General features: G+C 66.7%; 23 protein-coding genes. 12 read left to right on the plus strand and 11 right to left on the minus strand.

What is annotated here, in order from left to right:
- Positions 1–30 precede the first annotated feature (30 nt).
- A complete protein-coding gene (locus IEW24_RS06430) occupies positions 31–957 on the minus strand; it encodes a LysR family transcriptional regulator (RefSeq protein WP_188576463.1) in 927 nt (308 codons plus the stop codon).
- Positions 958–1,049: 92 nt separating this feature from the next.
- On the opposite strand from IEW24_RS06430, the gene IEW24_RS06435 reads away from it, so the two are divergent.
- The 3 genes from IEW24_RS06435 (at position 1,050) to IEW24_RS06445 (ending at position 4,760) form a co-directional block, all read left to right on the plus strand.
- A complete protein-coding gene (locus tag IEW24_RS06435) occupies positions 1,050–2,033 on the plus strand; it encodes an NAD(P)H-binding protein (RefSeq protein WP_188576465.1) in 984 nt (327 codons plus the stop codon).
- A 64-nt stretch (positions 2,034–2,097) separates the two neighbouring features.
- Positions 2,098–3,309: a putative DNA modification/repair radical SAM protein gene (locus tag IEW24_RS06440; RefSeq protein WP_188576467.1), complete on the plus strand. Its 1,212-nt coding sequence runs from the start codon at positions 2,098–2,100 to the stop codon at positions 3,307–3,309.
- Positions 3,310–3,329: 20 nt separating this feature from the next.
- Positions 3,330–4,760, plus strand: coding sequence for a UdgX family uracil-DNA binding protein (locus IEW24_RS06445; RefSeq protein WP_188576469.1), 1,431 nt, complete (start codon positions 3,330–3,332; stop codon positions 4,758–4,760).
- 316 nt (positions 4,761–5,076) lie between these two features.
- On the opposite strand, the gene IEW24_RS06450 is transcribed toward IEW24_RS06445, so the two are convergent.
- The 8 genes from IEW24_RS06450 to IEW24_RS06485 all read right to left on the minus strand — a co-directional run bounded on the left by IEW24_RS06450 (position 5,077) and on the right by IEW24_RS06485 (position 12,690).
- Positions 5,077–5,772: an ABC transporter ATP-binding protein gene (locus IEW24_RS06450; protein ID WP_188576471.1), complete on the minus strand. Its 696-nt coding sequence runs from the start codon at positions 5,770–5,772 to the stop codon at positions 5,077–5,079.
- The gene (locus IEW24_RS06455) at positions 5,772–6,533 is read right to left on the minus strand and encodes an ABC transporter ATP-binding protein (protein WP_188576472.1); all 762 of its coding nucleotides are present in this window, start codon (positions 6,531–6,533) and stop codon (positions 5,772–5,774) included. The genes IEW24_RS06450 and IEW24_RS06455 overlap by 1 nt, the downstream gene beginning before the upstream one ends.
- Positions 6,530–7,414 carry a branched-chain amino acid ABC transporter permease gene (locus IEW24_RS06460; protein ID WP_188576474.1) on the minus strand — a complete coding sequence of 295 codons (885 nt, stop codon included), beginning with the start codon at positions 7,412–7,414 and terminating at the stop codon, positions 6,530–6,532. The genes IEW24_RS06455 and IEW24_RS06460 overlap by 4 nt, the downstream gene beginning before the upstream one ends.
- Complete coding sequence (locus tag IEW24_RS06465) at positions 7,414–8,280, minus strand: branched-chain amino acid ABC transporter permease (protein ID WP_188576476.1); 867 nt, start codon at positions 8,278–8,280, stop codon at positions 7,414–7,416. The genes IEW24_RS06460 and IEW24_RS06465 overlap by 1 nt, the downstream gene beginning before the upstream one ends.
- Before the next feature lie 208 nt (positions 8,281–8,488).
- Complete coding sequence (locus tag IEW24_RS06470) at positions 8,489–9,715, minus strand: ABC transporter substrate-binding protein (RefSeq protein ID WP_188576478.1); 1,227 nt, start codon at positions 9,713–9,715, stop codon at positions 8,489–8,491.
- 48 nt (positions 9,716–9,763) lie between these two features.
- Positions 9,764–10,999, minus strand: a complete 1,236-nt coding sequence (locus IEW24_RS06475; protein WP_188576480.1) for a metal-dependent hydrolase family protein — start codon at positions 10,997–10,999, stop codon at positions 9,764–9,766.
- Between the two features lie 19 nt (positions 11,000–11,018).
- Positions 11,019–11,753: a TetR/AcrR family transcriptional regulator gene (locus IEW24_RS06480; protein WP_244644249.1), complete on the minus strand. Its 735-nt coding sequence runs from the start codon at positions 11,751–11,753 to the stop codon at positions 11,019–11,021.
- Positions 11,754–11,901: 148 nt separating this feature from the next.
- Positions 11,902–12,690: an SDR family NAD(P)-dependent oxidoreductase gene (locus tag IEW24_RS06485; RefSeq protein WP_188576483.1), complete on the minus strand. Its 789-nt coding sequence runs from the start codon at positions 12,688–12,690 to the stop codon at positions 11,902–11,904.
- Between the two features lie 499 nt (positions 12,691–13,189).
- On the opposite strand from IEW24_RS06485, the gene IEW24_RS06490 reads away from it, so the two are divergent.
- The 5 genes from IEW24_RS06490 to IEW24_RS06510 all read left to right on the plus strand — a co-directional run bounded on the left by IEW24_RS06490 (position 13,190) and on the right by IEW24_RS06510 (position 17,798).
- On the plus strand, positions 13,190–14,110 hold the full coding sequence (locus tag IEW24_RS06490; RefSeq protein ID WP_188576485.1) for an amino acid ABC transporter substrate-binding protein: 921 nt from the start codon (positions 13,190–13,192) through the stop codon (positions 14,108–14,110).
- Between the two features lie 129 nt (positions 14,111–14,239).
- Complete coding sequence (locus IEW24_RS06495) at positions 14,240–14,971, plus strand: amino acid ABC transporter permease (protein ID WP_188576487.1); 732 nt, start codon at positions 14,240–14,242, stop codon at positions 14,969–14,971.
- Positions 14,972–14,974: 3 nt separating this feature from the next.
- The gene (locus IEW24_RS06500; protein ID WP_188576489.1) at positions 14,975–15,667 is read left to right on the plus strand and encodes an amino acid ABC transporter permease; all 693 of its coding nucleotides are present in this window, start codon (positions 14,975–14,977) and stop codon (positions 15,665–15,667) included.
- A gap of 24 nt (positions 15,668–15,691) precedes the next feature.
- Positions 15,692–16,423, plus strand: coding sequence for an amino acid ABC transporter ATP-binding protein (locus tag IEW24_RS06505; RefSeq protein ID WP_188577431.1), 732 nt, complete (start codon positions 15,692–15,694; stop codon positions 16,421–16,423).
- 88 nt (positions 16,424–16,511) lie between these two features.
- Positions 16,512–17,798 carry an NAD(P)/FAD-dependent oxidoreductase gene (locus IEW24_RS06510; protein WP_188576491.1) on the plus strand — a complete coding sequence of 429 codons (1,287 nt, stop codon included), beginning with the start codon at positions 16,512–16,514 and terminating at the stop codon, positions 17,796–17,798.
- Positions 17,799–17,805: 7 nt separating this feature from the next.
- On the opposite strand, the gene IEW24_RS06515 is transcribed toward IEW24_RS06510, so the two are convergent.
- Both IEW24_RS06515 and IEW24_RS06520 read right to left on the minus strand, forming a co-directional pair.
- On the minus strand, positions 17,806–18,888 hold the full coding sequence (locus IEW24_RS06515) for a helix-turn-helix transcriptional regulator (protein WP_188576493.1): 1,083 nt from the start codon (positions 18,886–18,888) through the stop codon (positions 17,806–17,808).
- Positions 18,889–18,995: 107 nt separating this feature from the next.
- The gene (locus IEW24_RS06520) at positions 18,996–20,093 is read right to left on the minus strand and encodes a LacI family DNA-binding transcriptional regulator (protein ID WP_244644186.1); all 1,098 of its coding nucleotides are present in this window, start codon (positions 20,091–20,093) and stop codon (positions 18,996–18,998) included.
- Positions 20,094–20,197: 104 nt separating this feature from the next.
- Between IEW24_RS06520 and IEW24_RS06525 the strand changes: the two genes are divergently transcribed.
- The 4 genes from IEW24_RS06525 to IEW24_RS06540 all read left to right on the plus strand — a co-directional run bounded on the left by IEW24_RS06525 (position 20,198) and on the right by IEW24_RS06540 (position 25,074).
- Positions 20,198–21,214, plus strand: coding sequence for a TRAP transporter substrate-binding protein (locus IEW24_RS06525; protein ID WP_188576494.1), 1,017 nt, complete (start codon positions 20,198–20,200; stop codon positions 21,212–21,214).
- 138 nt (positions 21,215–21,352) lie between these two features.
- Positions 21,353–23,233 (plus strand): TRAP transporter large permease, encoded by a 1,881-nt coding sequence (locus IEW24_RS06530; RefSeq protein ID WP_188576496.1) that lies wholly within the window; start codon positions 21,353–21,355, stop codon positions 23,231–23,233.
- A 28-nt stretch (positions 23,234–23,261) separates the two neighbouring features.
- Complete coding sequence (locus IEW24_RS06535; protein ID WP_188576498.1) at positions 23,262–23,801, plus strand: VOC family protein; 540 nt, start codon at positions 23,262–23,264, stop codon at positions 23,799–23,801.
- Between the two features lie 7 nt (positions 23,802–23,808).
- Positions 23,809–25,074 (plus strand): ribulose-bisphosphate carboxylase large subunit family protein, encoded by a 1,266-nt coding sequence (locus IEW24_RS06540; RefSeq protein WP_188576500.1) that lies wholly within the window; start codon positions 23,809–23,811, stop codon positions 25,072–25,074.
- The last annotated feature ends 11 nt before the right edge of the window (positions 25,075–25,085 follow it).

Below are 25,085 nucleotides of genomic sequence, written 5' to 3' on the forward strand. Positions count from 1 at the left end.
GGGGTCCGTGAAAACAGGAAAGACGGGCGCTTATAGCAGAGGATGCGTGTGCGCGCCGGGGCCGGGTTCCGCGCAATAGGCTTTCAGCGCCTGTGCCAGATGATCGAAGGTGACGCGCACCCGCCGCACCCGGCCGAGGTCCGCGTGCATGGCCAGAAACGTCTCCAGCCCATGCGAGAACAACTCCGGCAGCACCGGCACGAGACACGGTGCGCGAGCTGCCAGCGCCACCTGACAGAGGCCGATGCCGGCCCCGGCGCGAATGGCGGAGAGCTGGGCAAGGTGGCTGTCGGTGCGATAGCGCAGCGCCCGCGCCACATCCACGCCCAGCGCGTCCACGATCTGTTTCAGCTCTTCGCCGAGGCGGTCGGGCCCGATGATGGGGAAGGCGGCAAGCTCGCCGAGTGTGCGCGGCGTGCCGTGACGGGTGACGAAATCCGCGCTGGCGAACAGGCCGAGCCGCACCACGCCCACGCGCTTGATGCGCAGCGCTGCCTGCGCGGGGCGTACCATGCGCACGGCGATGTCCGCCTCCTGCCGCATCAGATCCTGCGTGCGGTTGGAGAGCTGCACCTCGAAGGCGAGGGCGGGGTGGCGCGCGCTCAGGTCCGCCAGCATGGCGGGCAGAACTTCCGCGCCCACGATCTCGCTGGCGGTGATGCGGACGGTGCCTTCCAGCGCCTTGCCCGGCCCGGAGGCCGCGCGCTGGAAGGCGGCGGCGGCAGACGCCATGGCTTCCGCATGCGGCCCGAGGGCGCGGGCGGCGTCCGTAGGCATCAGGCCGGCGGGCGAGCGGGTGAAGAGCGGCGTGCCCAGCGCCTGCTCCAGCGCCTCCAGCCGGCGCCGCACGGTGGGCTGCGCCACGCCCAGCGCGCGGGCGGCGGCGGAGAGGCTGCCGCCGGTGAGCACGGCGAGAAAGGCACGCTGGTTTTCCCAGTCGGAGGCGGCGAGGTTCATATAAAACAGACTAGCAGTCCGTACGTCTTTGGCAATTCTGTTCCAGCCGTGGTGCGCACATGGTCCGTCCCATGATGGAGAGGACGGATCACATGGACCGACAGGACACACGCACCGCACTGGTGCTGGGCGCCACGGGCGGCATCGGCGGCGAGACGGCAGCCGCGCTGTTGCGCCGTGGCTGGCGGGTGAAGGCGCTGGTGCGCGATCCTGTTTCCGCCTCCCGCCGCTGGCCGTTCGCGGGGTCGGCGCCGGAATGGATCGCCGGGGACGCCATGATGCGGGATCAGGTGATCGCGGCGGCCGAGGGCGCGCAGCTTATTGTGCACGGGGTCAACCCGCCGGGCTATCGCGACTGGGACAGGCTGGTGGTGCCGATGATGGAGAACACCATCGCCGCCGCCCGCGTGGCCGGTGCCCGCGTGGTGCTGCCGGGCACCGTCTATAATTTCGGCCCCGACGCCTTCGCCGACCCACATGAGGATGCGCCCCAGAACCCGCTGACCCGAAAGGGCGCCCTGCGGGTGGAGATGGAGCGCCGGCTTGAAACGGCGGCGGGCGAGGGCGTGCCTGTCCTCATCGTGCGCTTCGGCGATTTCTTCGGGCCGCGTTCCGGCAACACCTGGTTCGCGCAGGGGTTGGTGAAGCCGGGCAAGCCGGTGACGTCCATCGCCAATCCCGCCGCGCCCGGCATCGGCCACCAGTGGGCCTATCTGCCGGATGCAGCCGAGACCATCGCCCGGCTGGTGGAGCAGGCAGACCACCTGCCGGCCTTCGCCCGCTTCCACATGGAGGGCCATTGGGATGCGGACGGCACGGAGATGGTCGGCGCCATCCGCCGCGTCACCGGCGGCACGGCCAGGGTGAAGCATTTTCCGTGGTGGGTGCTGCCGCTCGCGGCGCCCTTCGTCACCGTGTTCCGCGAATTGCGGGAGATGCGCTACCTCTGGCAGGTGCCGCTGCACATGCGGAACGCCCGCCTCGTGGCGATCCTCGGCGCCGAGCCGCACACGCCGCTGGATGAAGCCGTGCGCGCGACGCTGCGGGGCCTCCGCTGCCTGCCGCGCTCACCTTGAGCGCGGCCGCAACTGGTAATTCCGTGCGGTTGCATGCGGAACAAAATAAGAACATTTTGATGCTATGGACCTCGCCCGCAAACTCTCCATCCTCGCCGACGCCGCCAAATATGACGCGTCCTGCGCCTCCAGCGGCACCAGCCGGCGCGACTCGGTGGGGGGCAGGGGCATCGGCTCCACGGAAGGGGCGATCTGCCATTCCTATGCGCCGGACGGACGCTGCATCTCGCTGCTGAAGGTGCTGCTCACCAATGCCTGCGCCTTCGATTGCCTCTATTGCGTGAACCGCGCCTCCTCCAACGTGCCGCGTGCCCGCTTCACGGTTCAGGAGGTGGTCGATCTCACGCTGGATTTTTACCGGCGCAATTATATCGAGGGCCTGTTCCTCTCCTCCGGCATCATCCGCTCGCCGGACTACACCATGGAGCAGGTGGTGGCGGTGGCCCGCACCCTGCGGCAAACCCACGATTTTCGCGGCTACATCCACCTCAAGACCATTCCCGACGCCTCTCCCGAGCTGATGGCCGAGGCGGGGCTTTATGCCGACCGCCTCTCCATCAATATCGAGCTGCCCTCGGAGGCGAGCCTGAAGACGTTGGCGCCGGAGAAGGACGTGCGCGCCATCCGCCGCTCCATGGGCCGCATGCGAGCCCGCATCGAGGAGGCGAAGGAGGAGAAGCGCGCGCCCGCCTTCGCGCCCGCCGGCCAGAGCACGCAGATGATCGTGGGGGCGGACGATGTGAACGACCGCACCATCCTCGCCACCAGCGCCAATCTCTACGGCGCCTATCGCCTGAAGCGGGTCTATTATTCCGCCTTCAGCCCCATTCCCGACGCCAGCCGCATCCTGCCCCCGCAGGCGCCGCCCCTCGTGCGCGAACACCGGCTCTATCAGGCCGACTGGCTGATGCGCTTCTACGGCTTCGAGGCCGGGGAGATCGTGGATGAGGCGCAGGGTAATCTTGCGCTCAACATGGACCCCAAGCTCGCCTGGGCGCTGCGGAACCGGGAGCGGTTTCCGCTGGACATCAACCGGGCCGACAGGGGCGAGCTTCTGCGCGTGCCCGGCCTCGGCAAGACGGCGGTGGACCGCATTCTGGCCGCGCGTCGCGTGCGCGCGGTGCGGCTGGAGGATCTGCCGCGGCTGAACGTGCCGCTGGGCAAGGTGATGCCCTTCATCATCTGCCCCGGCCACCAGCCGCATAGGCTGATCGACCGCGCGGATCTGGCCAGCCGGCTGGCGCCCAAGCCGCGCCAGCTGGCGCTGGCTTTGTGACCCCGCTGGAGGAGGCCGCCATGCTGCATGTGACGCTGGAGAGCGAGACCGATTTCGAGGGCTGGCGGCGGCAGGCGCGGGCTCTGGTGCGGCGGGGCGTGCGCCCGCGCGATGTGGTGTGGTCGCCCGGCGGCACGGCGGACCTGTTCGGCGGTGGCGAACTGCCGGAGATGGGGGAGGGGCAAGGGGAGGCGGCCGCCTTCACCGTGCCGCGCGCCTTCGTGGAGCTGGCCGAAACGGTGGTGCTGCACGCCGATCCGCAGCGCTTCGCCCGGCTCTACAACCTGCTGTTCCGCCTGCGCGAGACGCCGCGCCTGATGGAACTGGCCATTGACCCGGATGTGGCGCGCCTCCAGGCCATGGCGAAATCCGTGCGCCGCGACATCCACAAGATGCGCGCCTTCGTGCGCTTCCGGCGGGTGGAGCTTGAGGGCGTGGAATGGTTCGTCTCGTGGTTCGAGCCGGAGCACCATATCCTGAAGGCCAACGCGCCCTTCTTCAGACGCCGTTTCGCCGGCATGAATTTTTCCATCCTGACGCCGGAGGCGAGCGCGCATTGGGATGGTGTCGCGCTCAGCTTCGGCCCCGGCGCCACCCGCGCGGAGGCACCGACCGACGATGCGCTGGAAGAGCTGTGGCGCGGTTATTACGCCAGCATCTTCAATCCCGCCCGGCTGAAAATCTCGGCCATGAAGAGCGAGATGGCGGTGAAATACTGGCACAATCTGCCGGAGGCGCAGTTGATCGCGCCGCTGATCGCCGATGCGCAGCGCCGCACCGTGCACATGATGGAGGAGGGGGCGACCGCCCCCAATGCGCGGCCGCACAAGCCCGCACCGCAGGTGGCGGAGCCGGTGCCACAGGACGCCCTCGCCGCCGCCCGCGCGGAAGCGGCCTCCTGCCGCGCCTGCCCGCTCTGGGCGCCGGCGACGCAGACCGTGTTCGGCGCAGGGCCGGTGGATGCGCCGGTGATGTTCGTGGGCGAGCAGCCGGGTGATCAGGAGGATCTGGACGGCCGGCCCTTTGTCGGTCCGGCTGGGAAGATGTTCGATCGTGCGGCGCAGGAGGCCGGGCTGGAGCGGGCGCGCGCCTATGTCACCAATGCGGTGAAGCACTTCAAGTTCGTCCCGCGTGGCAAGCGCCGCATCCACCAATCGCCGGCTGTTGCGGAAATCCGGGCCTGCCGTCCGTGGCTGATGCGCGAACTGGAGCTGGTGCGACCGAAGCTGGTGGTGGCCATGGGCGCCACGGCGGCGCAGGCGGTGTTCGGCAAGGCGATGCCCGTGGGCAAAAATCGCGGCCGGCTGCTGGCGCTGGAGGATGGGCGACAGGCGCTGATCACCGTCCACCCCTCCTATCTGCTGCGCCTGCCGGATGCGGCGGCGCAGGCTGAGGAATATGCGCGTTTCGTGGAGGATCTGAAGCTGGCGCGGCCGTTTCTGGCGGTGTGAGGGAGGTTGATGGTCAGTCGATCATCAAATCCCGCCCTAATCACTCGTCATGCCCGGACTTGATCCGGGCATCCACGTCGGGCCGATGGCGGATCACTGAGGGGCAAGGAGCGCGTTTCCGCTCTCATCCCAATCCGTCCTCCGAGCGGAGGGACGTGGATGGCCGGATCAAGTCCGGCCATGACGAGTGGAGAGGGGGCGCCTTATCCCGAGGGAGGGCCATCCCCATTCATCGCACCGTCATGCCGGGACAAGCCCGGGCATGACGTTGTGCTGTGGCCGAAACGTTGTGGCGCGATCCAGAACGTACGCTAACTCAGGCGTGGCCGAGATAGAGCTTCGCCGCGCGCTCGTCCGCCAGCAGCGAGGTCGCCTCGCCCGCCAGCGCCACCTTGCCGCCGTCGAGGATGGCGCCGCGCTGGGAGATGGCGAGCGCCTGACGCGCCCGCTGCTCGATCAGCAGCACCGCCGTGCCGGTCTTCGCCAGCGCGGAGATGCGGGCGAAGCTCTCGTCCACCTTGGCGGGGGAGAGGGCTGCGGTGGGCTCGTCCAGCACGATGACGCCGGGCCGGGTCATCAGCGCGCGGGCAAACGCCAGCTGCTGGCGCTCGCCGCCGGAGAGACTGCCGGCGCGCGAGCGGCGGCGTTCCGCCAGTGCGGGGAACATCTCCAGCATTTCCGCCACACGGGCCGAGCGGTCCTTCACGCCCTCCACCACCTGCAGATTCTCGGTGATGGAAAGGGAGGGGAAGACGTTCGACACCTGCGGCACATAGCCGATGCCGGCCTTGGCGCGCAGCTCGGCGGGCAGGCGGGTGATGTCCTTGCCCTCCAGCAGCACGCGGCCTTCCACGCGCGGCAGCAGGCCGACGACGGCCTTGGCGAGCGTGGACTTGCCGGCGCCGTTAGTGCCGGCAACGGTGAGGATCTCGCCGGCATTGAGCACGAGGTCGATGCCGTTGAGGATGTTCACTTCGCCGTAGCCGCCGGCGAGATTTTCGATGGTGAGCATCAGGCGGCCGCGCCTCCCAGATAAGCGTCGCGCACGCGCGGATTGGCGAGCACCTCGGCGGGCGTGCCGGAGGCGATCAGCTCGCCGCGATCCATCACATGCAGCGTGGACACCAGCTTGTTGAGGGCCGGCAGGTCATGCTCGATGATGAGGAAGCCGATGCCCCGCTCGTTCAGCTCGCGGATGCGCACGGACAATTCCTCGATGAGCACCGGATTGACGCCGGCGAAGGGCTCGTCGAGCAGGATCATGCGTGCGCCGGTCATCAGCGCGCGGCCCAGCTCCACCAGCTTCTTCTGGCCGCCGGACAGGCGCCCGGCCGGCACGTCCGCCACCTTGGCGAGGCGCAGGAAGGCGATGGTCTCCTCCACCTTCGCCGCGATCTCCTTCTCCTGCGCCTTCACGGTGCCGAAGCGGAAGAAGGCGTCGATGAGACGCTCGCCCGCCTGTCCCGGAGCTGCGGCCATCAGGTTCTCGCGCACGGTGAGGTGCGAGAATTCGCGCGGCACCTGGAAGGTGCGCACCATGCCCGAACGCGCCCGCTCCATGGGGGAGGCGCGGCCGAGCGAGCGGCCCTCGAAGGCCACGTCGCCCGCATCAGCGGCCAGGAAGCCGGTGATCAGCGAGAAGAGGGTGGACTTGCCGGCGCCGTTCGGCCCGATCACCCCCACGAGGGCGCCCTTGGGCACCTCGAAGCGCACGTCGCTCACGACATGCAGGCCACCATAGGCCTTGGTCAGTCCCTGGATTGCGAGGCTCATTTGCGGGTGAAATCCCCCATCAGGCCCTGCGGGCGATACATGGTGAAGAGGACGAGCGCGAGGCCCACCACGCCGAGGCGCACGCTGGCCATGGCCACTTCCGAGATGAAGGGCATGACATCGCGCAGGAAGCGGGAGCCCTCGAGGAACACCATCAGGATGATGGCGCCCACCAGCGCGCCGGAGATGCGCCCGACGCCGCCCATGATGATCGCCATCCAGATCTGGAAGGTGATGAGCGGGATGAACTGCTCCGGCGAGATGAAGCCGATGTAGTGGGCATAGGCCGCCCCGGCGAGGCCGGTGAGGGCGGAACCCAGCACCAGCACCTGGATCTTGAAGCCGGCGGGGTCCTTGCCCAGCGCCTTCACCGCCTCCTCATTGTCGCGGATGGCCTCGATCATGCGGCCGAAGGGCGAGCGCACGATACGCAGCATGGCGGCGATGGCGACGAGGTTGAACACCACCAGCAGGCCGAGCACGGCCAGCGCCTGCGTGGTGCCGGAGAACGTGCCGAACATCTTGGGGATGCCGGGGATGCCCTGCACGCCCTGCGTCAGCCAGCCCTCGCTGGTGGCGACAAGCCGCACCACTTCCGAGAAGCCGAGCGAGACGATGGCGAAATAATCCTCCCGCAGCCGGATGCTCACCAGTCCCAGCGGCCAGGCGAAGGCCATGGCCAGCAGGGCTGCGAGCGGGAAGGTGATGTACTGCGGCACGCCCTTCTGGCTGAGGATCGCCGTGGTGTAGGCACCCACGCAGAAGAAGCCAACGACGCCGAAATTGACCAGCCCGGTGAGGCCGTACTGGAGGTTCAGCCCCAGGGCCATCAGCACGTAGATGGCCGTGATGATGGCGATGGCAATGAGATAGGCATCCATCAGCGCACCCCCTCGACCCGGCCGAACAGGCCCTTCGGACGCACCAGCAGCACCACCAGCAGGATGATGAAGGCGAGTGCCAGCTTGTAGGTGAAGCCCACATAGGGCGTGGCGATTTCCTGCACGACGCCGAGGATGACGCCCGCCAGCACCGCGCCCACCGGGTGGCCGATGCCGCCCAGAACGGCGGCGGCGAACACCGGAATCAGCATTTCCCAGCCCATCTCGGGCCAGATCACGGTGCGGATGCCGAGCAGCACGCCGGCCAGTGCCGCCACCGCGCCGCTCATGGCCCAGAGTGCGAACATCACCTTGCGCGGGGCGATGCCGGAGACGCGCGCCAGCATCGGATCATCCGCCACCGCGCGCATGCGCCGGCCGATGGGGGTGGCGTGCAGCACGAGGAAGACGACGAGAAGCGCCAGGAGCGCGGTGGCGCCGATCTTCAGGTCGTTGGGCTGGATGCGCACGTCGAAATAGCGCCAGGGGCGCACCAGCGGCAGCTGGAACACCTGCTGGCCGTGGCCGTAGATCACGCCCAGCACGGAGCGGATGATGAAGCCGACGCCGATGGAGGCGAGCAGCGCCGAGACCGACGGCCGGCCTTCCAGCACCCGGAACACCAGGAAATAGGAGATGACGCCCGACACCGCACCGATGAAGAGGCCGAGCAGGCCGCCGATGACGATGGAGCCGGTGGCGGTGAAGCCGAACACCGCCGCATAGGCGCCGATGGTCATGAAATCGCCGGTGGCGGCATTGGCGAAGCGCGCCACGCCGAACACGAGGGTGAGCGCGAGGGCGGCGAGGCCGATGACGAGACCCGACATCAGCCCGCTGATCGCGAGTTCAAGGAAGCCGCTCATGACGACCTCGCGGAGGGGGCGACCCTCGCGGAACTGGCGGCCCGTGCGGGCGCGCGGCGGGAAACGGATGCGGTCTTGGTCACGGTTCTGTCGGTCCTCTGCCTCGGCCGGGGCGCGGCGGGGTAGGGGGGATGGCCCGGAGGGACCGGGCACGGAAATGGGTGGAGGCCCGCCCCGTCCGGAAGACGGGGCGGGCGGATCATCGGGATCAGGCGCTGAGCTTGACCACGTACTTGCGCTCGATCTTGCCCTTCTCGGCGACCGAGACGGAGAAGTCCGGCGTCACGTCGCCAAACTTGTCGAAGTCGAGCACGGAGGAGGCGCCCTGATAGTCGATCTTGCCCGACTTCAGTGCTTCCTTGCCTTCGGCGAAGGTGGCGACCGGCTTGCCGCCGGGGCCGGCGACCTCGAACATCTTCTTGGCGATGGCCGGCACGTCGGCGTTGGGGCCGGCGGCCTCCATGGCCAGCGCCAGCACGATCACCATGTCCCAGGTCATGGCGGCGTAGACGTTGTTGAGGCCGCTCTGGCCCATGGCCTTCTGATAGGCCGCGTCATAGGCCTTGAACGCCTCGGAGCCCTCGTTGGAGATGCTGTCGACGGCGATGATGCCTTCGGAGACCTCCGGGCCGAGCGCCTTCACGAGGTCCGGATTGCCGGCCCATGCGGGCATGATGAACTTGGTGGTCTCGCCGGTCTGGAACCACTCGCGCAGGATGATGGTGGTGTCGGCGAGGTAGGAGCCCATCACGATGACGTCGGGCTTGGCGGCCAGCGCCTTCTGCAGCTCGGCGCGGTAGCTGGGCTGGTTGGGCTCGTACACGATGCTCTCGTACACCTTGCCGCCCTGCGCTTCCCAGGCCTTCTTGAAGCCGTCCGCATTGCCGATGCCGGAAGCGTTGTTGAACGCCATGGTCACGGGGCGCTTGAAGCCTTCCTTCTTGGCCACTTCCGCGAAGGCGCGGCCGAAGCGGTCGTTGGTGGCCTGGAAGCGGAACAGCAGGCCCTTGGCATTGGCCGGCGGCACCGAGAGGGCCGGGGCGCCGGAGGTGTTCATGAGCATGATGTTGGCGTCGTTGGTGAGCGGCGCCACGGCCAGCGACACGCCCGAGGCCCAGGTGCCGAGGATGGACTGCACCTTGTTGACGTCGATCAGCTTCTTGGCGGCCAGCACGGCGGCCTGCGGCTGGCTCTGGTCGTCCTCGGCGAAGACTTCCAGCTTCTTGCCGGCGGCGCCGCCGGCGGCATTCACCACCTCGGCGGCGGCCAGGATCATCTTCTGCATGCCGGAGCCGTAGGCGGCGCCGGAGCCGGTGATCGGGTTCAGCGCGCCGATGCGGAAGTTGGCGGCCTGCGCGAAGGCGGTCCCGGACAGGGCCGGAAGCAGCATGGTGCTGGCGAGGCCGGCGAGGGTCTGGCGACGGGTGATGTTCATTTTTCTATCCCTTCAGGTCTGGAAGTGATGGTGTTCTTGTTCATCAACTCAGTTGAGGCCGGTGTTCTTGAACGCCACGCCGCCCTGCATGATCAGCGGCATGTGGGCACCCTGGCGGGTGAGCAGGGAAAGATCCTTCAGCGGATCGCCGTCCACCACGATCAGGTCGGCGAAGGCGCCGGCGGCGATGGTGCCGATCTGGCCTTCCATCCGCAGCAGCTTGGCGGCGATGGAGGTGGCGGAGGCGATGACCTCGTGCGCCGGCATCACGCGGCCGCGGATCACGAACTCTTCCGACTGGTGGCGGTGCATCTCGCCCAGCAGGTCCGAGCCATAGGCCATCAGCAGGCCGGCTTCGCGCATGATGGCGATGGATTCCATGCCGGCGAGGCGCACGTTGTCGATCTTGGCCACCGAGCCGGCGGGGAAGCCCATTTCCGCGCCCTCGCTGGAGAGCTTGTCGTACGTCACCAGCGTGGGCACCGCGATGGCGCCCTTGCTGGCGGCGAACTTCGCGGTCTCGGACTTGATGAGGTTGCAGTGCTCCAGCGAGTGGACGCCGCACTCCACCGCGCGGCGGATGGCCTCGTCGGTGTAGAGATGGGCGGACACGTAGGTGCCGGCATTGGCAGCCTCTTCCACCACCGCGAACAGCTCCTCGCGAGAGAAGCCGAGGAAGTGGATGGGATCGGTGGGCGAGGCGACGCCGCCATTGGCCATGATCTTGATGAACTCGGCCCCGCCCTTGATCTCCTCGCGGGCGGCGCGGCGCATCTCCGGCACGCCGTCCACCACGCGGCCGAGGGCGCCGAGCTTGAAGCCGGTGCGGGTGGTCTCGCGATCGTCATAGGGGCCGCGGAAATCGCAATGGCCGCCGGTCTGGCTCAGCGCCTTGCCGCAGACGGACAGGCGCGGAGTGGGCAGGGCGCTTTCCGCCGCCGCCACCTTGAGGCCCTTGTCGGCGCCACCCACGTCACGCACGGTGGTGAAGCCGCGCATCAGCATCTCGCCCATCAGCTTCATGGCGCGCACGGCGACGAGGCTGTCGGGCAGCTTGGCGTTGGCGCCGAGGTCCGGGTTGCAGGCGATGGTGTGCACGTGGGCGTCGATCAGGCCGGGCATCAGGGTGCGGCCCTTGAGGTCGATGACTTCGGCGCTCGCGGAGGTGATCTTCGGGGCCACCTCGCGGATGGTTTCGCCCTCGACCAGCACGTTGACCGGCGCGCCGCGCTCGGCCTGGCTGCCATCGACGATATGGGCGTTGGTGAACAGGAACGACGACATGTTTCTACTCCGGACGTGTTCAGACGCGGGCCCCGCGCGGACGCGCGGCGCGGGCGGGGGATTGCGAGGGGCGGGCCGGCGCGGCCTTCGGGGCGGGTGCCGGCTTGAGGGAGCTGTTGGTGGCCGGGGGCGGGACGGCGACAGCGGCCCCCTGGTCGGGGAATTGCTGGGCGAGCTGCATCTTCCAGAAGCCCAGCATGTCGGAATAATAGCCGGGGTCTTCGCGCAGCACGGTCTGGGCGATCATGCCGCGCACCAGGCACATGGTGGTGTTCATCACCGTGCGGGTGTGGTCGGGATCCACGCCGCGGCTGGTGGCGAGCGCCATCCAGATGGCGTCGAGGCCGGCATGGAAGTTCTTCACCACCGGGATCAGCCGGTCCTTGAACTCGTCATTGTGCCGGGCCTCCGGCAGATATTCCATGGTCACGTAGAACAGCCGGTCGGACATCATCCGCCAGATGTAGTCGACGATCTCGTCGCTGGAGCCGCGCCGGCGGGCGATGTCCTCCGCGAAACGGTGGAGGTCCGCCGTCACCTGTTCCAGCATGTGGTTGATGGCGTCCGTCACCAGTTCCTCCTTGGAGGAGAAATGGTGGGTCAGCGCGCCGCGCGAGACGCCGGCCTGGGCGGCGATGAGGGGCGTGGAGAGGCGCGAGAAGCCATTGTCGTGCAGGAGATCGACCGTCGCGTTGAGCAGCCGGGCGGAGGTTTCCGCCGCGCGCTCATGCTGGGATCGCCTGCGACGCTCCACCAATTTCCACCTCCACCGGCTGGTATACCGCTAGAGCAAGCCATCCAACTTACAAACAGTCAAGCCTGTTTATAACGCATTATATGGCTAGCTAACGAGCAGTTCCCCGGTAGGGGCTCTCCGGCCGGAACCGGAGAGCGGAGAGGGATCAGCCGTTGCCGCTGGTGCCGCGCAGGGTGGGCAGGCCGATGCCGGCGGCATCGAAGCCGCCATCCACCGCCAGCTCCTGGCCGGTGATGTAGCTGGCCCGGTCGCTGCACAGGAAGAAGATGGCCTCCGCCAGTTCCTCTTCCAGCCCGTAGCGGGCGAGGGGAATCGCGTCGTGATAATCCTTGCGGATGGCAGCGGAGTGCACGAGCTTCGCCATGGCTGTTTCCACCGGGCCAGGCGCCACAGCATTGACGCGGATGTTGGAGCTGGCCAGCTCCACCGCCAGCTGCTTGGTCAGATGGGCGAGGCCCGCCTTGCTGGTGCCGTAGGCGGCCCGGAGCGTGGAAGCGCGCAGGCCCGAGATGGACGTGATGTTGACGATGGCGCCGCCACCGCCATCACGCATCAGAGGTGCAGCCGACTTGGTGCAGTTGAAGGGGCCAGCGAGATTGACCGCCAGCACGCGGTCCCACTCCTCGTCCTCGATGTCGAGAATCGGCTTGAAGACGGCGACGCCCGCATTGTTCACCAGCGCATCGAGTCGGCCGAAGCGCTCCGCCACCTTGGCGACGGCGGCCTTCACGCCGGCCCGGTCGGCCACGTCGCAGGGGAGCGCCAGCGTGCGCTCGGGCTCGTTCAGCTCCTTGACGGCGGCGGCGAGCAGTTCGCCCTCGATATCCAGCAGGGCGACATTCCAGCCCTCGGCCAGCGCGCGCCGCGCCACTGCCAACCCGATGCCCCGCGCCGCGCCCGTGACGAGAGCGACCTTTGCCTGCGACTTTACCATGGCGTCCTTGTCCTCACCTTTTGGGTCTTGATGTTGGCCCCTGTTTATAGCGGGCGATGAAAAACGGGAACGCCCCCTGCCGCATAGCTCGACGCCCGGTCCAAAGTTTGCCGCAGGTCTGATCTTCGCATTGCTGAGATGATGCTGCAAAACGCTGCAAGTGAAGGAAAATATATGGGTCCAAATTGTGGACCTTGCGATGGGGTAGCAGCAAATAGCGCTCCTGACGCGATTGCGACCATTGTCGCGTATGGCATGGCTTCCCGACAGCCGTCCCGCTGCGGTAGGCTCACGGTGGTTCCGCTGCAGGACGAGGCCCGTGCCATGACGTCATCTTTGGTCGCCGACGGTGCTCCTGCCAGCGCGTCCCGGGCTTTTTCATGCCCGGGGGTGGACCTCATCACCGACACCATCTGACATTGCCACCGGCGGGCGACGCAGAAGCGCCCGGCGGATCCGAACATCGTTCCGGCACCTGTTCATCCAGAGGAGAAGTCACATGCGCACCGCACGTCTGTTGTTGGCCGGTTGCCTTGCCGCAGCCTTCAGCCTGCCCGCCGCCATCCCGGCCTCCGCGCAGGAGCTGACCGGCACGCTCAAGAAGATCAAGGACACCGGCGCCATCACCATCGGCTACCGGGAATCGTCCGTGCCCTTCTCCTATCTCGACGACAACCAGAAGCCCGTGGGCTTCGCCATGGACATCTGCGCCAAGATCGTCGACGCAGTGAAGAGCAACCTCAAGCTGGACAAGCTGGAGGTGAAGTATAATCCCGTCACCTCCGCCACCCGCATCCCGCTGATCGCCAACGGCACGGTGGATCTGGAGTGCGGCTCCACCACCAACAATGTGGAGCGCCAGAAGCAGGTGGGCTTCACCAACACCCACTTCCTCACCGCCAGCCGCTTCGTCTCCAAGAAGGCGAGCAACATCAAGTCCATCGCCGATCTCAAGGGCAAGACGGTGGTGTCCACCGCCGGCACCACCAATATCAAGCAGGTGACGGAAGCCAACGCCGCCAAGAGCCTCAACATCAACGTGGTGCCGGCCAAGGACCACGCCGAGGCCTTCCTCATGGTGGAGACCGACCGCGCCGTCGCCTTCGTGATGGACGACATCCTGCTGGCGAGCCTTGTTGCCGGCTCCAAGGATCCCTCCGCTTATGTGATCTCGGAGGACGCCTTCTCGCTGCCGGAGCCCTACGGCATCATGCTCCGCCGCGATGATCCGCCGTTCAAGGCGGTGGCCGATGGCGCGACCGCCGCGCTCTACAAGAGCCCGGAGATCCAGACCATCTACACCAAGTGGTTCCAGAGCCCGATCCCGCCGAAGAGCCTCAACCTCAACGTGCCGCTGGGCGCCGAGCTGAAGAAGGCTTTCGCCACGCCCACCGACAGCGGTGATCCGGCCGCCTACTGAGCTTTGGGCACCGGCTGAGCCCGGTATCTGACGCAAACGCGATCCGCCGTCCCCGCGGCCGGCGGATCGCATCATTTCGGCATGCCCATTGCATGACGAAGGCCGGGGATGGCTGCCGGGAGTCGGGGCGTGAATTATCACTGGAACTGGGGCATCCTGCTGGAGCCTTCGCCGGACGGGCAGGGCACCTATCTCGACATGCTGCTGGGCGGCCTGCGCTGGACCATCGTCACCGCGCTCTGCGCATGGGTGGTGGCGCTGGTGTTCGGCTCGGCCATCGGCGTGCTGCGCACCCTGCAGTCGCGCACGGCCCAGTGGGTGGCGGGCGCCTATGTGGAGCTGTTCCGCAACATTCCGCTGCTGGTGCAGCTGTTCCTCTGGTTCTTCGTGGTGCCGGAACTGCTGCCGCGCGAATGGGGCATCTGGATCAAGCAGTTGCGCTACGGCGCCTTCTACACGGCGGTGGTGGCCATCGGCCTCTACATGTCGTCGCGCGTGGCGACGCAGGTGAGCGCGGGCATCAGTGCCCTGCCCAAGGGCCAGCGCATGGCGGGAACCGCCATCGGCCTCACCCCTGCGCAGACCTATCGCTACATCCTGCTGCCCATGGCCTATCGCATCGTGCTGCCGCCGCTGACGTCGGAATTCCTCAACACCATCAAGAACACCTCCGTGGCCCTCACCATCGGGCTGATGGAGCTGACGGGCGCAGCGCGCTCCATGCAGGAATTCTCCTTCCAGGTGTTCGAGGCCTTCACGGCGGCCACCGTCATTTATCTCCTGCTCAATGCCATCGTGACCTTCGGCATGCGGGCGCTGGAACGCCGTCTGGCGGTCCCCGGCTTCAACGCGGCGAGGTGAGCGATGTTCAGCGATTTCGACTTCGGGGTCATCCTGCGCTCGCTGCCCTACCTCTTCAAGGAGGGCATGACCTTCACCCTCACGCTGACGGCGGTGGCGACCGTGGGCGGCGTCATCCTCGGCACGCTGATCGCCATGATCCGGCTCTCATCCCTGCCGGTTCTGCCCAAGATTGCGGCAGGCTATGTCAATGTGATGCGCGCCTTGCCGCTGGTGCTGGTGATCTTCCTCTTCTACTTCCTCATGCCCTACATCGGCCAATGGGCGCTGCGCGCGGACCAGCCGATCCAGGTGGGGGCGCTGTCTTCCACCATCATCACCTTCACTTTGTTCGAGGCGGCCTATTTCTCCGAGATCATGCGGGCGGGCATCCAGTCCATTCCGCGCGGACAGGTGGCGGCGGGTTATGCCATCGGCCTCACATACCGGCAGGTGATGAGCTATGTGGTGCTGCCGCAGGCGTTCCGGAACATGCTGCCGGTGATCTTCACCCAGACCATCGTGCTGTTTCAGGACACCTCGCTGGTCTATGTGCTCTCCATCACCGATTTCCTCGGCGCCGCCTCCAAGATCGCCCAGCGTGATGGGCGGCTGGCGGAAATGTATCTGTTCGCAGCCGCCGTCTATTTCCTCATTTCCTTCACTGCGTCCATGCTGGTGAAGCGGCTGCAACGCCGCCTCGCCGTCGCCCGCTGACGCGCCCGGAGTAGCCACATGTCCATGATCTCCATGCGCAATGTCAGCAAGTGGTACGGCCCGCAGTTTCAGGTGCTGAAAGACTGTAGCGTCGAGGTGGAGAAGGGCGAGGTGATCGTGGTGTGCGGGCCGTCCGGCTCCGGCAAGTCCACGCTCATCAAGACGGTCAATGCGCTGGAGACCATCCAGAACGGCGAGATCGTGGTGGATGGCGTCACCGTCAACGCGTCCAAGACCAATCTGCCCAAGCTGCGCGCCCGCGTCGGCATGGTGTTCCAGCATTTCGAGCTGTTCCCGCATCTCTCCATCATCCAGAACCTGTGCCTCGGACAGGAGAAGGTGCTCGGGCGCGGGCATGATGAGGCGGTGGCCAAGGCCGAGGCGCTGCTCAAAAGGGTGGGGCTGAGCGCCCACGCCCAGAAATTTCCCGGCCAGCTCTCCGGCGGCCAGCAGCAGCGCGTCGCCATCGCCCGCGCGCTGGTGATGGACCCGGTGTGCATGCTGTTCGACGAGCCCACCTCGGCGCTGGACCCGGAGATGATCACCGAGGTGCTGGACGTGATGGTGGAACTGGCCCGCGAGGGCATGACCATGATGGTCGTGACCCACGAGATGGGATTCGCCCGCAAGGTGGCCCATCGCGTTGTCTTCATGGATCAGGGCGAGATCGTGGAAGATGCCCTTAAGGAAGACTTCTTCGGCACCCCGCGCAGCGAGCGGGCCCGGAATTTTCTCTCCAAGATTTTGTCGCATTGATGTTGCAGTGCAGCATATATCGCGCAACAAGCGATGTATGCGGCAGGGCGTTTCCTTGCCAAGGTAGAGCGGCAAGGAGTGGTTTTTCATGGGTGAGCATCACGTCGTGGTGGTCGGGGGCGGCTTCGGCGGCATCCAGCTGGTCCACGACCTGCACGGGCCCGACGTTCGCATCACGTTGATCGACCAGCGGAATCATCATCTGTTTCAGCCGCTGCTGTATCAGGTCGCGACCACCCTGCTGGCCACCTCCGAGATCGCCTGGCCGATCCGCCACCTGTTCCGCGACCGGGCTGACGTAACGACACTCCTCGCCGAGGTGAAGGGGGTGGATCGTGCGGCACAGCAAGTGATCCTCGCCGATGGTCAGCGGGTTGCCTATGACACGCTGGTGCTCGCCACCGGCGCCCGCCATGCCTATTTCGGCCATGACGAATGGGAGCCCCATGCGCCCGGCCTGAAGACGCTGGAGGATGCCACCACCATTCGGCGTCGCATGCTGCTGGCCTTCGAGCAGGCTGAGCTGGAAGAGGATCCCGCCCGGCGCGCAGCGCTGCTCACCTTCTGCATCATCGGTGCGGGACCGACCGGAGTGGAGTTGGCCGGCATCATCTCCGATCTGGCCAAGAAGGCGCTGGTGAAGGAATTCCGCCGCATCGATACCCGCAATGCCCGCATCCTGCTCATCGAGGCCGGCCCGCGCGTGCTGCCCGTCTTCTCGCCGGAGCTGTCCGCTTATACGGCGCATGAGCTGGAGCGGCTCGGTGTCGAAGTCCGCACCGGCACGCCCGTGACCAATTGCGATGCCGAGGGCGTCACCATCGGCACCGAGCTGGTGCCGAGCCGCACCATGATCTGGGCCGCCGGCGTGCAGGCCTCGCCCGCCGCCGCATGGCTCGACGCGCCGGCCGACCGCGCCGGCCGCGTCAAGGTGGAGCCGGACCTCACTGTGCCGGGGGACGCGAATATCTTCGTCATCGGCGACACGGCCGCCGCCTCCACGGCGGATGGCAAGCCGGTGCCGGGCGTGGCCCCTGCCGCCAAGCAGCAGGGCAGCTATGTGGCCAAGGTGATCAAGGCCCGCCTCGCAGGCCGGCCGGCACTGCCGCCTTTCGCCTACCGGCACCTCGGCAATCTGGCGACCGTGGGCCGCAGCGTGGCGGTGATCGAATATGAAGGCTTCAAGCTGAAGGGCTGGCTGGCGTGGTGGATCTGGGGCCTCGCCCACATCTACTTCCTGATCGGCACCCGCAGCCGCCTCGCGGTGGCGATGAACTGGTTGTGGATCTTCCTCATCGGCCACCACTCGGCCCGCCTGATCACCCAGCGTGACCATCGCCGGGCACCGCCGCCGCCGACCCCTCCGGCGGAGTAAGAGGCCTTCAGCGCAAGCTGGCGATGATCGAGACGACCTCGGCCTGCCGGTTGACGTCGAGCTTGCGGAAGATCGACTTGATGTGGATGCGAGCCGTTTCCTGCGAGATGGCCCGCACTTCCGCGATCTCCTGCACGCTCTTTCGCTGCGCGAGCAGGAGGGCGATGACAGCCTCGGCCGGGGTGAGGCCGAAGGCTTGCTGGATAGTCCTCGGGTCTGGCTGCGGCGGCATCTCCAGATCGGTAATGATGGCCATGACCTTGGCTCTGGCGAAGAAATCCCGGATGAAGCCGCTGACCTGCTGGAAGCGGATGACGAGAGGCCGCTTCCCGTCGCGCGACAAACGGACGGCATCGGCCATCGTCACATCACCGGCGAGGCCCGCCGCGATCCGGATCTGACGATGCAATTGCTTGGTCTCGGCGGGGAGGCGCGCCCGAATCTCCCCTCTTGAGACGTTAAGATCCTCGCCCATCAGGGCTTCGGCGCAGGCATTCATGCGCACGACGTGGCCGCCCCGGTCGAAAAAGATGGCGCCGGTTTTCATGCGGTCGAACGCCTCGCCGAGACCCTCGACCTTGGCATCGGAAATCGCGCTGGCGAATGACGCCGCCAACGTCAGGCGCTCTGACAATCCATTCAGTATCAGGGCTTCTTCCGGGCTGTAAGGCGCGGCGTCTGCGTGGCGGTGCAGGGAGCAGGAGAGAGCCTGCTTTCCCGACCCGAAACCCACGAGCGCACTGTACTTCAACTTGTGGGAGCCCATGAACCGAAAGAATTCGTTATTATAGTCCTCCCCAGACATGAAATCGCTATCAATGATGACACGCTGCGTCTGGAAAAGGGGAATGGCCCGGGCGCGATAATCCCGCTCGGCCCAGCCTTCGGCGAAATACGCCTCCACCGACCTGGAGATGCTGGAGCTGTACTGGATGGCGGGAAATGAGCTGGCAGCGCTCATGAGGTTGACGCCCTGGGCGCCTGTTGCGATCTGCAACTGATCAAGCGTCTCTGTCCATCCGGTCACACCCATTGCGGCCGGGAGAACCCCCTCCATGGCGATTTGCAGACGACCAAGGTCGACCTTCATCAGTCGCCCCCACAGGCTTTGATGTACGCCTTATGGTTGTACTGCGCGGAGCGAATTGCCATCCTTTTCTGCAGGGCAAGTGAGCACGGGGGCGCGTTTCGTCGGCCTCAGGGCAGGTTCTCCCGCAGCACGATGTCGATGCGCGGTGGGGCGATACCCATCATCGGATCACGCCCGGCACGCAAATTCGAGAAAATGCCGACGCAGCTCTGGATCGCGCTTTCCGGATTCTGCGTGATCACCGCATCCATGGTGCCGTCCAGCAGCAGTGCGCGGGTATCCGGGGTTAGGCCGTGGCCGACGAACACAACGTCGGTGCGGCGCATCTCGCGCAGCGCCTTGCCGACGCCAGCCGCGCCGCCGCCGATATTGTAGATGCCCGCGAGATCGGGATGCTTGGCGAGGAACTGCCGGGTCTGGCGATAGTTGCGGGCCTCGTCGTCCTGTCCCTCGCGCAGACCCACCACCTCGATCTGCGGATACATCTCCTCGAACAGATGCAGGAAACCCATCTCGCGCTCCTCATGGGCGCGGTAGGAGAGTGAGCCGGCGATCATCGCCACCTTTCCCGGCCGCGCGCCAATGAAGCGGGCGATGAGCGAGCCCGCCGTGCGCCCCGCCGAGCGGTTGTCGAGGCCGATGCAGGCCACGCGCTTCGCAGCCCCCAGGTCCGAGATCAGCGTCACGGTGGGCACGCCCTTGTCGGCCAGTGCGTTCACCGCCTCGCGCACCGCCGGGTGTTCCAGCGCCATGAAGGCAATGCCGTCGGCGCTCTTGCCGTGCTGGAGCAGGGCGCGGGCCAGAAGGTCGGGGCTGAAGCTCTTGATATATTCGACCTTGGCATGAATCTGCCGCTCGGCGAGGTCCGGCGCGCCGCTCGCGATCAGTCGGCCCAGCAGGCCAAGGAAACGGTTGGTGCCGGCGGGCAGGAGAAAGACGAGGCGCAGCGGCGCCACCGGTGGCGCGATCTCGCTTTCCAGAATGTAGTTCAGCTCCGCCGCCGCTTTCAGCACCCGCTGCACGGTGACGGGGCGCACGCCCGGCCGTTTGTTGAGGACGCGGTCCACTGTCGCAGTGGAAACACCGGCCCGGCGCGCCACGTCCGGCAGGCGGGCGAGGGCAGGGCGCGGCAGGCCCCCGCCGCCATTGGCCTCGTCTCCACCGGCGGACTCCGGAATGCCTGATGTCATGGCATCGGAAGACATCAAATCACATCATTCTTTCAAATTGACGGCACTGGATGGTACTTCATATCATCGCAAAACGTTGCAGGAAAAACATCAAAAAACATCATTTTGGGGAGGATCCGATGCCGTCTCTGTCCCGCCGCCAGTTCGTTGCCGCCGCCGGTGCCGCTTCCGCCGCAGGCCTCATCGGCATGCCGAGCATCCTGCGTGCCGCCGAATATGAGCTGCGCTACGCCAACAACCTGCCCATGACCCATCCCCTCAACATCCGCGCGCAGGAGTTTGCGAAGCGGGTGGAGGCGGAGACCAAGGGCCAGGTTACGATCGCGATCTTCCCCAACAACCAGCTCGGCGGCGACACCGACATGCTGGCGCAGGTGCGCTCGGGCGGCGTCACCTTCTTCACCCCCTCGGCGCTGGTGATTGCGACCCTGGTGCCGGCCGCCGCCATCAATGCGGTGGGCTTCGCCTTCGCCGATTATGATCAGGTGTGGAAGGCCATGGATGGCGCGCTCGGCGCCCATGTGCGCGGCGCCATTTCCAAGGTCGGCCTCTATGCCTTCGAGAAGATGTGGGACAACGGCTTCCGCCAGATGACCTCGTCCAAGGCGCCGATCAAGGAAGCCAAGGACATGGAGGGCCTCAAGATCCGCGTGCCGGTGAGCCCGCTCTCCGTCTCCATGTTCAAGGCGCTGGGCTCGGCTCCCGCCAGCCTCCAGTTCTCGGAAGTCTATTCCGCGCTCCAGACCAAGATCGTGGACGCGCAGGAGAATCCGCTGCCCATCATCCAGGTGGCCAAGCTCTATGAGGTGCAGAAGTTCGCCTCGCTGACCAACCACATCTGGGACGGCTACTGGTTCATCGCCAACGGCCGCGAGTGGAAGGGCCTGCCGGAGAACCTGCAGAAGATCGTCGCCTCCGCCATCAATGACGCCGGTCTCGCCCAGCGCGCCGACATCAAGTCCCTGAACCAGGGCGTGCAGGCGGATCTGGAGAAGAACGGCCTCGCCTTCAACACCACCAACCCCGACAGCTTCCGCGCCAAGCTGCGCGACAGCGGGTTCTACGTGGAGTGGAAGGGCCGCTTCGGCGATGACGTGTGGGGCCTGCTGGAAGGCGCGGTCGGCAAGCTCGCCTGATCCTCGATCCCGGTCATCCGGCGGACGTGCGCGGCACGTCCGCGTCGGGATTGCCAAAGAACGGAACGGAGCCATCCCGCTTGTCCTCGGAAGAGGCGGGAGGCCCGGACTTTTGCTGAACGTCTGAACGGAGGCCCCATGTCCGGCTCCCTGTCTCACACGGCGGCCGATGCCTCGGCCGCCGAACGACCGGCTGCGTCCGCCGTCGCGCGGGTGGAAGGGGCCTTCTTCGGGCTCATCGAGCTGGCGGCGGCGGCCATCGTTCTGGTGGAGATCGTCGTCCTCTTCGCCGGCGTGATGGCACGCTACGTCTTCCACGCCCCGCTGGTGTGGTCGGACGAGCTGGCCTCCATTCTCTTCCTCTGGCTGTCCATGCTGGGCGCGGTGATCGCGCTCCGGCGCGGTGAGCACATGCGCATGACCGGCTGCCTCGGCTTCGCCGGTCCACAGACCCGTGCCGTGCTTGAAGCGCTCGGCATCGTCGTGCCGCTGGCCTTCCTCGGCCTCATCCTGCATCCGGCGCTGGACTATGCCATCGAGGAGCAGTTCATCGTCACCCCGGCGCTGGAGATTAGCAATTTCTGGCGCGCTTTGGCCATTCCGGCCGGCCTCGCGCTGATGGTGCTGGCTTCCTTCGCCCGCCTCGCGCGCTTCGGCTCGCTGAAGGCGCTGCTGACGGCCATCGCCATCACTGCCGTGCTGATGGGCGCCTTCTATTTGCTCGGCCCGGTGCTGAAGCCGCTCGGCCAGCTCAACCTCATCATCTTCTTCGTCGGCGTGGTGGGGCTGTGCGTCTTCACCGGCGTGCCCATCGCCTTTGCCTTCGCGCTGGCTACCTTCGGCTATCTGGCGCTCACCACCCGCACGCCCATGCTGGTGATGGTCGGGCGCCTCGACGAGGGCATGAGCCATCTCATCCTGCTGGCGGTGCCGCTGTTCATCTTCCTCGGCGCGCTGATCGAGATGACCGGCATGGCCAAGGCCATGATCGCCTTCCTCGCCAGCCTGCTGGGCCATGTGCGCGGCGGCCTGTCCTATGTGCTCATCGGCGCCATGTATCTGGTGTCCGGCATCTCCGGCTCCAAGATCGCCGACATGGCGGCCATCGCGCCCATCCTGTTCCCGGAGATGAAGGCCCGCGGCGCCAAGGAGGGCGACCTCGTGGCTCTGCTCTCCGCCACCGGCGCGCAGACGGAGACCATTCCGCCCTCCATCGTGCTCATCACCATCGGCTCGGTCACGGGCGTCTCCATCGCCGCGCTGTTCACCGGCGGCATGGTGCCGGCCCTCGTACTGGGCGCGTGCCTGTGCACCGTGGTGTGGTGGCGCTACCGCAAGGAAGACCTGAGCCACATCCGCAAGCCCTCGGCGGCGGAGATCGGCAAGCTGGCGCTGGTGGCGATCCCGGCCATCGCGCTGCCCTTCGTGATCCGCGCCGCCGTGGTGGAAGGCATCGCCACCGCCACGGAAGTGTCCACCATCGGCATCGTCTATGCGGTGGCGGCGGGGCTGCTGATCTATCGCCGGTTCGACTGGCGGCGTCTCAAGCCCATGCTGATCGAGACGGCCTCGCTCACCGGCGCCATCATCTTCATCGTGGGCTGCGCCACGGCCATGGCCTGGGGCCTGACCCAGTCCGGCTTCTCGCAGAATCTCGCCCGTGCCATGGCGGCGATCCCCGGCGGCGCCTACGGCTTCCTCGCCATCTCCATCGTGGCGTTCATCATCCTCGGCAGCGTGCTGGAGGGCATCCCGGCCATCGTGCTGTTCGGGCCGCTGCTGTTCCCCATCGCGAAAGCGGCGGGCGTGCACGAGGTGCATTATGCCATGGTGGTGATCTTCGCCATGGGCATCGGCCTCTTCGCCCCGCCGTTCGGGGTTGGCTATTACGGCGCCTGCGCCATCTCCAAGATCAATCCGGACGAGGGCCTCAGGCATATCTGGGGCTATGTGGCGGCCCTGCTGATCGGGCTCGTCATCGTGGCAGCCATTCCGTGGTTCTCGATCGGCTTCCTGTGATCCATCGCTCAATAAACGAGGTAACGTCATGAGCCGCTTTTTCGGCGACATCCGGCAGGCCGGATATGTGGTGAAGGACATCGAGGCGGCGATGGACTACTGGAGCCGGGTGCTCGGCATCGGCCCGTGGTTCTATAATCCGCGCGTCCCGATCGTGAACTACACCTATCGCGGCGAGCGCTACGAGGTGCACAATTCCGTCGCGCTGGCCAATTCCGGCCCGTTGCAGATGGAACTGATCCAGTGCCGCAACGACGCTCCCTCCATGTATCGCGACTTCCTGCAGGCGGGGAACACCGGCCTCCAGCACGTGGCCTACTGGACCGAGAATTACGACGCCGATCTTGAGCGCCTCCTCAAGGAAGGCTTCAAGCCGGTGATGGGCGGCGAAGTGGGCGAGAAGGGCCGCTTCATCTATTTCGACACCGAATATCACCCCGGCACGGTGATCGAGCTGTCCGAAGTGGCTGGCCCCAAGGGCAAGCTGTTCAAGATGATCCGCGAAGCCTCCGAAGGCTGGGACGGCACGGATCCGGTGCGGCCCTTCCCCGATCTCTCGACGCTCTGAGGCTGTCATGTCGCGTTTCGAGGCCAGTTACCTGATCGAGACCCCGTTCGATCCCGCCAAGGTGGCGGACGTGATGGCGGGGGAACAGTCCAGCGGCACCTTCACCCGGGTGCATGGCGAGACGGACGAACTGCGCGCCCGCTCACGCGCGGAAGTCCTCTCCGTGGTCGAGCTTGAAACGCGCGATACGCCCAGCCTGCCCAACGCCTTCCTGGAACGGCGCGGCGTCACCGGGCCCTATCGCCGGGCGCGCATCCGGCTGGCTTTTCCGGTGATCAACGTGGGCGCCAACCTGCCCACGCTCGCCTCGACGGTGGCCGGCAATCTGTACGACCTCGGCGAGGTCACGGGCATGCGGCTGGAGAGCATGTGGCTGCCCGACGACTACCGCCTCGCCTTCGACATGCCGAAGCAGGGCCTTGCGGGCACCCGCGCCCTCACCGGCGTGGAGGCAGGGCCGCTTGTGGGCTCCATCATCAAGCCGAACGTGGGCCTCTCGGCGGAGGAAACGGGCGAACTGGCGGGGCAGCTCTGCGCCGCCGGGCTCGATTTCATCAAGGATGACGAGATCTGCGCCAATCCCGCCCATGCCCCGCTCGCCGAGCGCGTGCCGGCGGTGATGCGCCGGGTGCGCGACCATGCGGAGCGCACCGGCAAGCTGGTGATGGTCGCCTTCAATATCACGGACGAGACCGACGCCATGCTGCGCCATGCGGAGCTGGTGACTCGCGAAGGCGGCACCTGCGTGATGGCGAGCCTCAACTGGTGCGGCTTCTCGGCCATCCAGACCCTGCGCCGCGCCACCGATCTGGCGCTGCATGGCCATCGCAACGGCTATGGCGCCTTCGCGCGCGATCCGTTGCTCGGCATCGGCTTCCAGGCCTATCAGGTGCTCTGGCGTCTGGCGGGTGTGGACCACATGCATGTGCATGGTCTGCAGGGCAAGTTCTCGCAGCCGGACACCGAGGTCGTCGAAGGCGCGCGCGATTGCGTGCAGCCGCTCTCCACCACCGAGGACGACCGGGTGATGCCCGCCTTCTCGTCCGGCCAGTGGGCCGGCACGGTGCCCGCCACCTATGCGGCGACCGGCAATGCGGACCTGCTGTTCATGGCCGGCGGCGGCATCATGGCCCATCCCGATGGGCCGGCGGCGGGCGTGGCCAGCATCCGCGAGGCGTGGGAAGCGGTGATGGCGGGCGAGAGCCTGGAGAGCGCCGCCACCCGGCATGACGCGCTGGCGAAGGCGCTTGCCTTCTTCGGCAAGAAGCACTGACAGGCAGAAAC

The organism is Azorhizobium oxalatiphilum (genome assembly GCF_014635325.1).
Taxonomy (GTDB): domain Bacteria; phylum Pseudomonadota; class Alphaproteobacteria; order Rhizobiales; family Xanthobacteraceae; genus Azorhizobium; species Azorhizobium oxalatiphilum.

Excerpts from the sequence above, each read along its gene's own strand:
- IEW24_RS06430 (WP_188576463.1), bottom strand. The coding sequence starts at position 957 with ATGAACCTCGCCGCCTCCGACTGGGAAAACCAGCGTGCCTTTCTCGCC.
- IEW24_RS06435 (WP_188576465.1), top strand. The coding sequence starts at position 1,050 with ATGGACCGACAGGACACACGCACCGCACTGGTGCTGGGCGCCACGGGC.
- IEW24_RS06440 (WP_188576467.1), top strand. The coding sequence starts at position 2,098 with ATGGACCTCGCCCGCAAACTCTCCATCCTCGCCGACGCCGCCAAATAT.
- IEW24_RS06445 (WP_188576469.1), top strand. The coding sequence starts at position 3,330 with ATGCTGCATGTGACGCTGGAGAGCGAGACCGATTTCGAGGGCTGGCGG.
- IEW24_RS06450 (WP_188576471.1), bottom strand. The coding sequence starts at position 5,772 with ATGCTCACCATCGAAAATCTCGCCGGCGGCTACGGCGAAGTGAACATC.
- IEW24_RS06455 (WP_188576472.1), bottom strand. The coding sequence starts at position 6,533 with ATGAGCCTCGCAATCCAGGGACTGACCAAGGCCTATGGTGGCCTGCAT.
- IEW24_RS06460 (WP_188576474.1), bottom strand. The coding sequence starts at position 7,414 with ATGGATGCCTATCTCATTGCCATCGCCATCATCACGGCCATCTACGTG.
- IEW24_RS06465 (WP_188576476.1), bottom strand. The coding sequence starts at position 8,280 with ATGAGCGGCTTCCTTGAACTCGCGATCAGCGGGCTGATGTCGGGTCTC.
- IEW24_RS06470 (WP_188576478.1), bottom strand. The coding sequence starts at position 9,715 with ATGAACATCACCCGTCGCCAGACCCTCGCCGGCCTCGCCAGCACCATG.
- IEW24_RS06475 (WP_188576480.1), bottom strand. The coding sequence starts at position 10,999 with ATGTCGTCGTTCCTGTTCACCAACGCCCATATCGTCGATGGCAGCCAG.
- IEW24_RS06485 (WP_188576483.1), bottom strand. The coding sequence starts at position 12,690 with ATGGTAAAGTCGCAGGCAAAGGTCGCTCTCGTCACGGGCGCGGCGCGG.
- IEW24_RS06490 (WP_188576485.1), top strand. The coding sequence starts at position 13,190 with ATGCGCACCGCACGTCTGTTGTTGGCCGGTTGCCTTGCCGCAGCCTTC.
- IEW24_RS06500 (WP_188576489.1), top strand. The coding sequence starts at position 14,975 with ATGTTCAGCGATTTCGACTTCGGGGTCATCCTGCGCTCGCTGCCCTAC.
- IEW24_RS06505 (WP_188577431.1), top strand. The coding sequence starts at position 15,692 with ATGATCTCCATGCGCAATGTCAGCAAGTGGTACGGCCCGCAGTTTCAG.
- IEW24_RS06510 (WP_188576491.1), top strand. The coding sequence starts at position 16,512 with ATGGGTGAGCATCACGTCGTGGTGGTCGGGGGCGGCTTCGGCGGCATC.
- IEW24_RS06515 (WP_188576493.1), bottom strand. The coding sequence starts at position 18,888 with ATGAAGGTCGACCTTGGTCGTCTGCAAATCGCCATGGAGGGGGTTCTC.
- IEW24_RS06520 (WP_244644186.1), bottom strand. The coding sequence starts at position 20,093 with ATGTCTTCCGATGCCATGACATCAGGCATTCCGGAGTCCGCCGGTGGA.
- IEW24_RS06525 (WP_188576494.1), top strand. The coding sequence starts at position 20,198 with ATGCCGTCTCTGTCCCGCCGCCAGTTCGTTGCCGCCGCCGGTGCCGCT.
- IEW24_RS06530 (WP_188576496.1), top strand. The coding sequence starts at position 21,353 with ATGTCCGGCTCCCTGTCTCACACGGCGGCCGATGCCTCGGCCGCCGAA.
- IEW24_RS06535 (WP_188576498.1), top strand. The coding sequence starts at position 23,262 with ATGAGCCGCTTTTTCGGCGACATCCGGCAGGCCGGATATGTGGTGAAG.
- IEW24_RS06540 (WP_188576500.1), top strand. The coding sequence starts at position 23,809 with ATGTCGCGTTTCGAGGCCAGTTACCTGATCGAGACCCCGTTCGATCCC.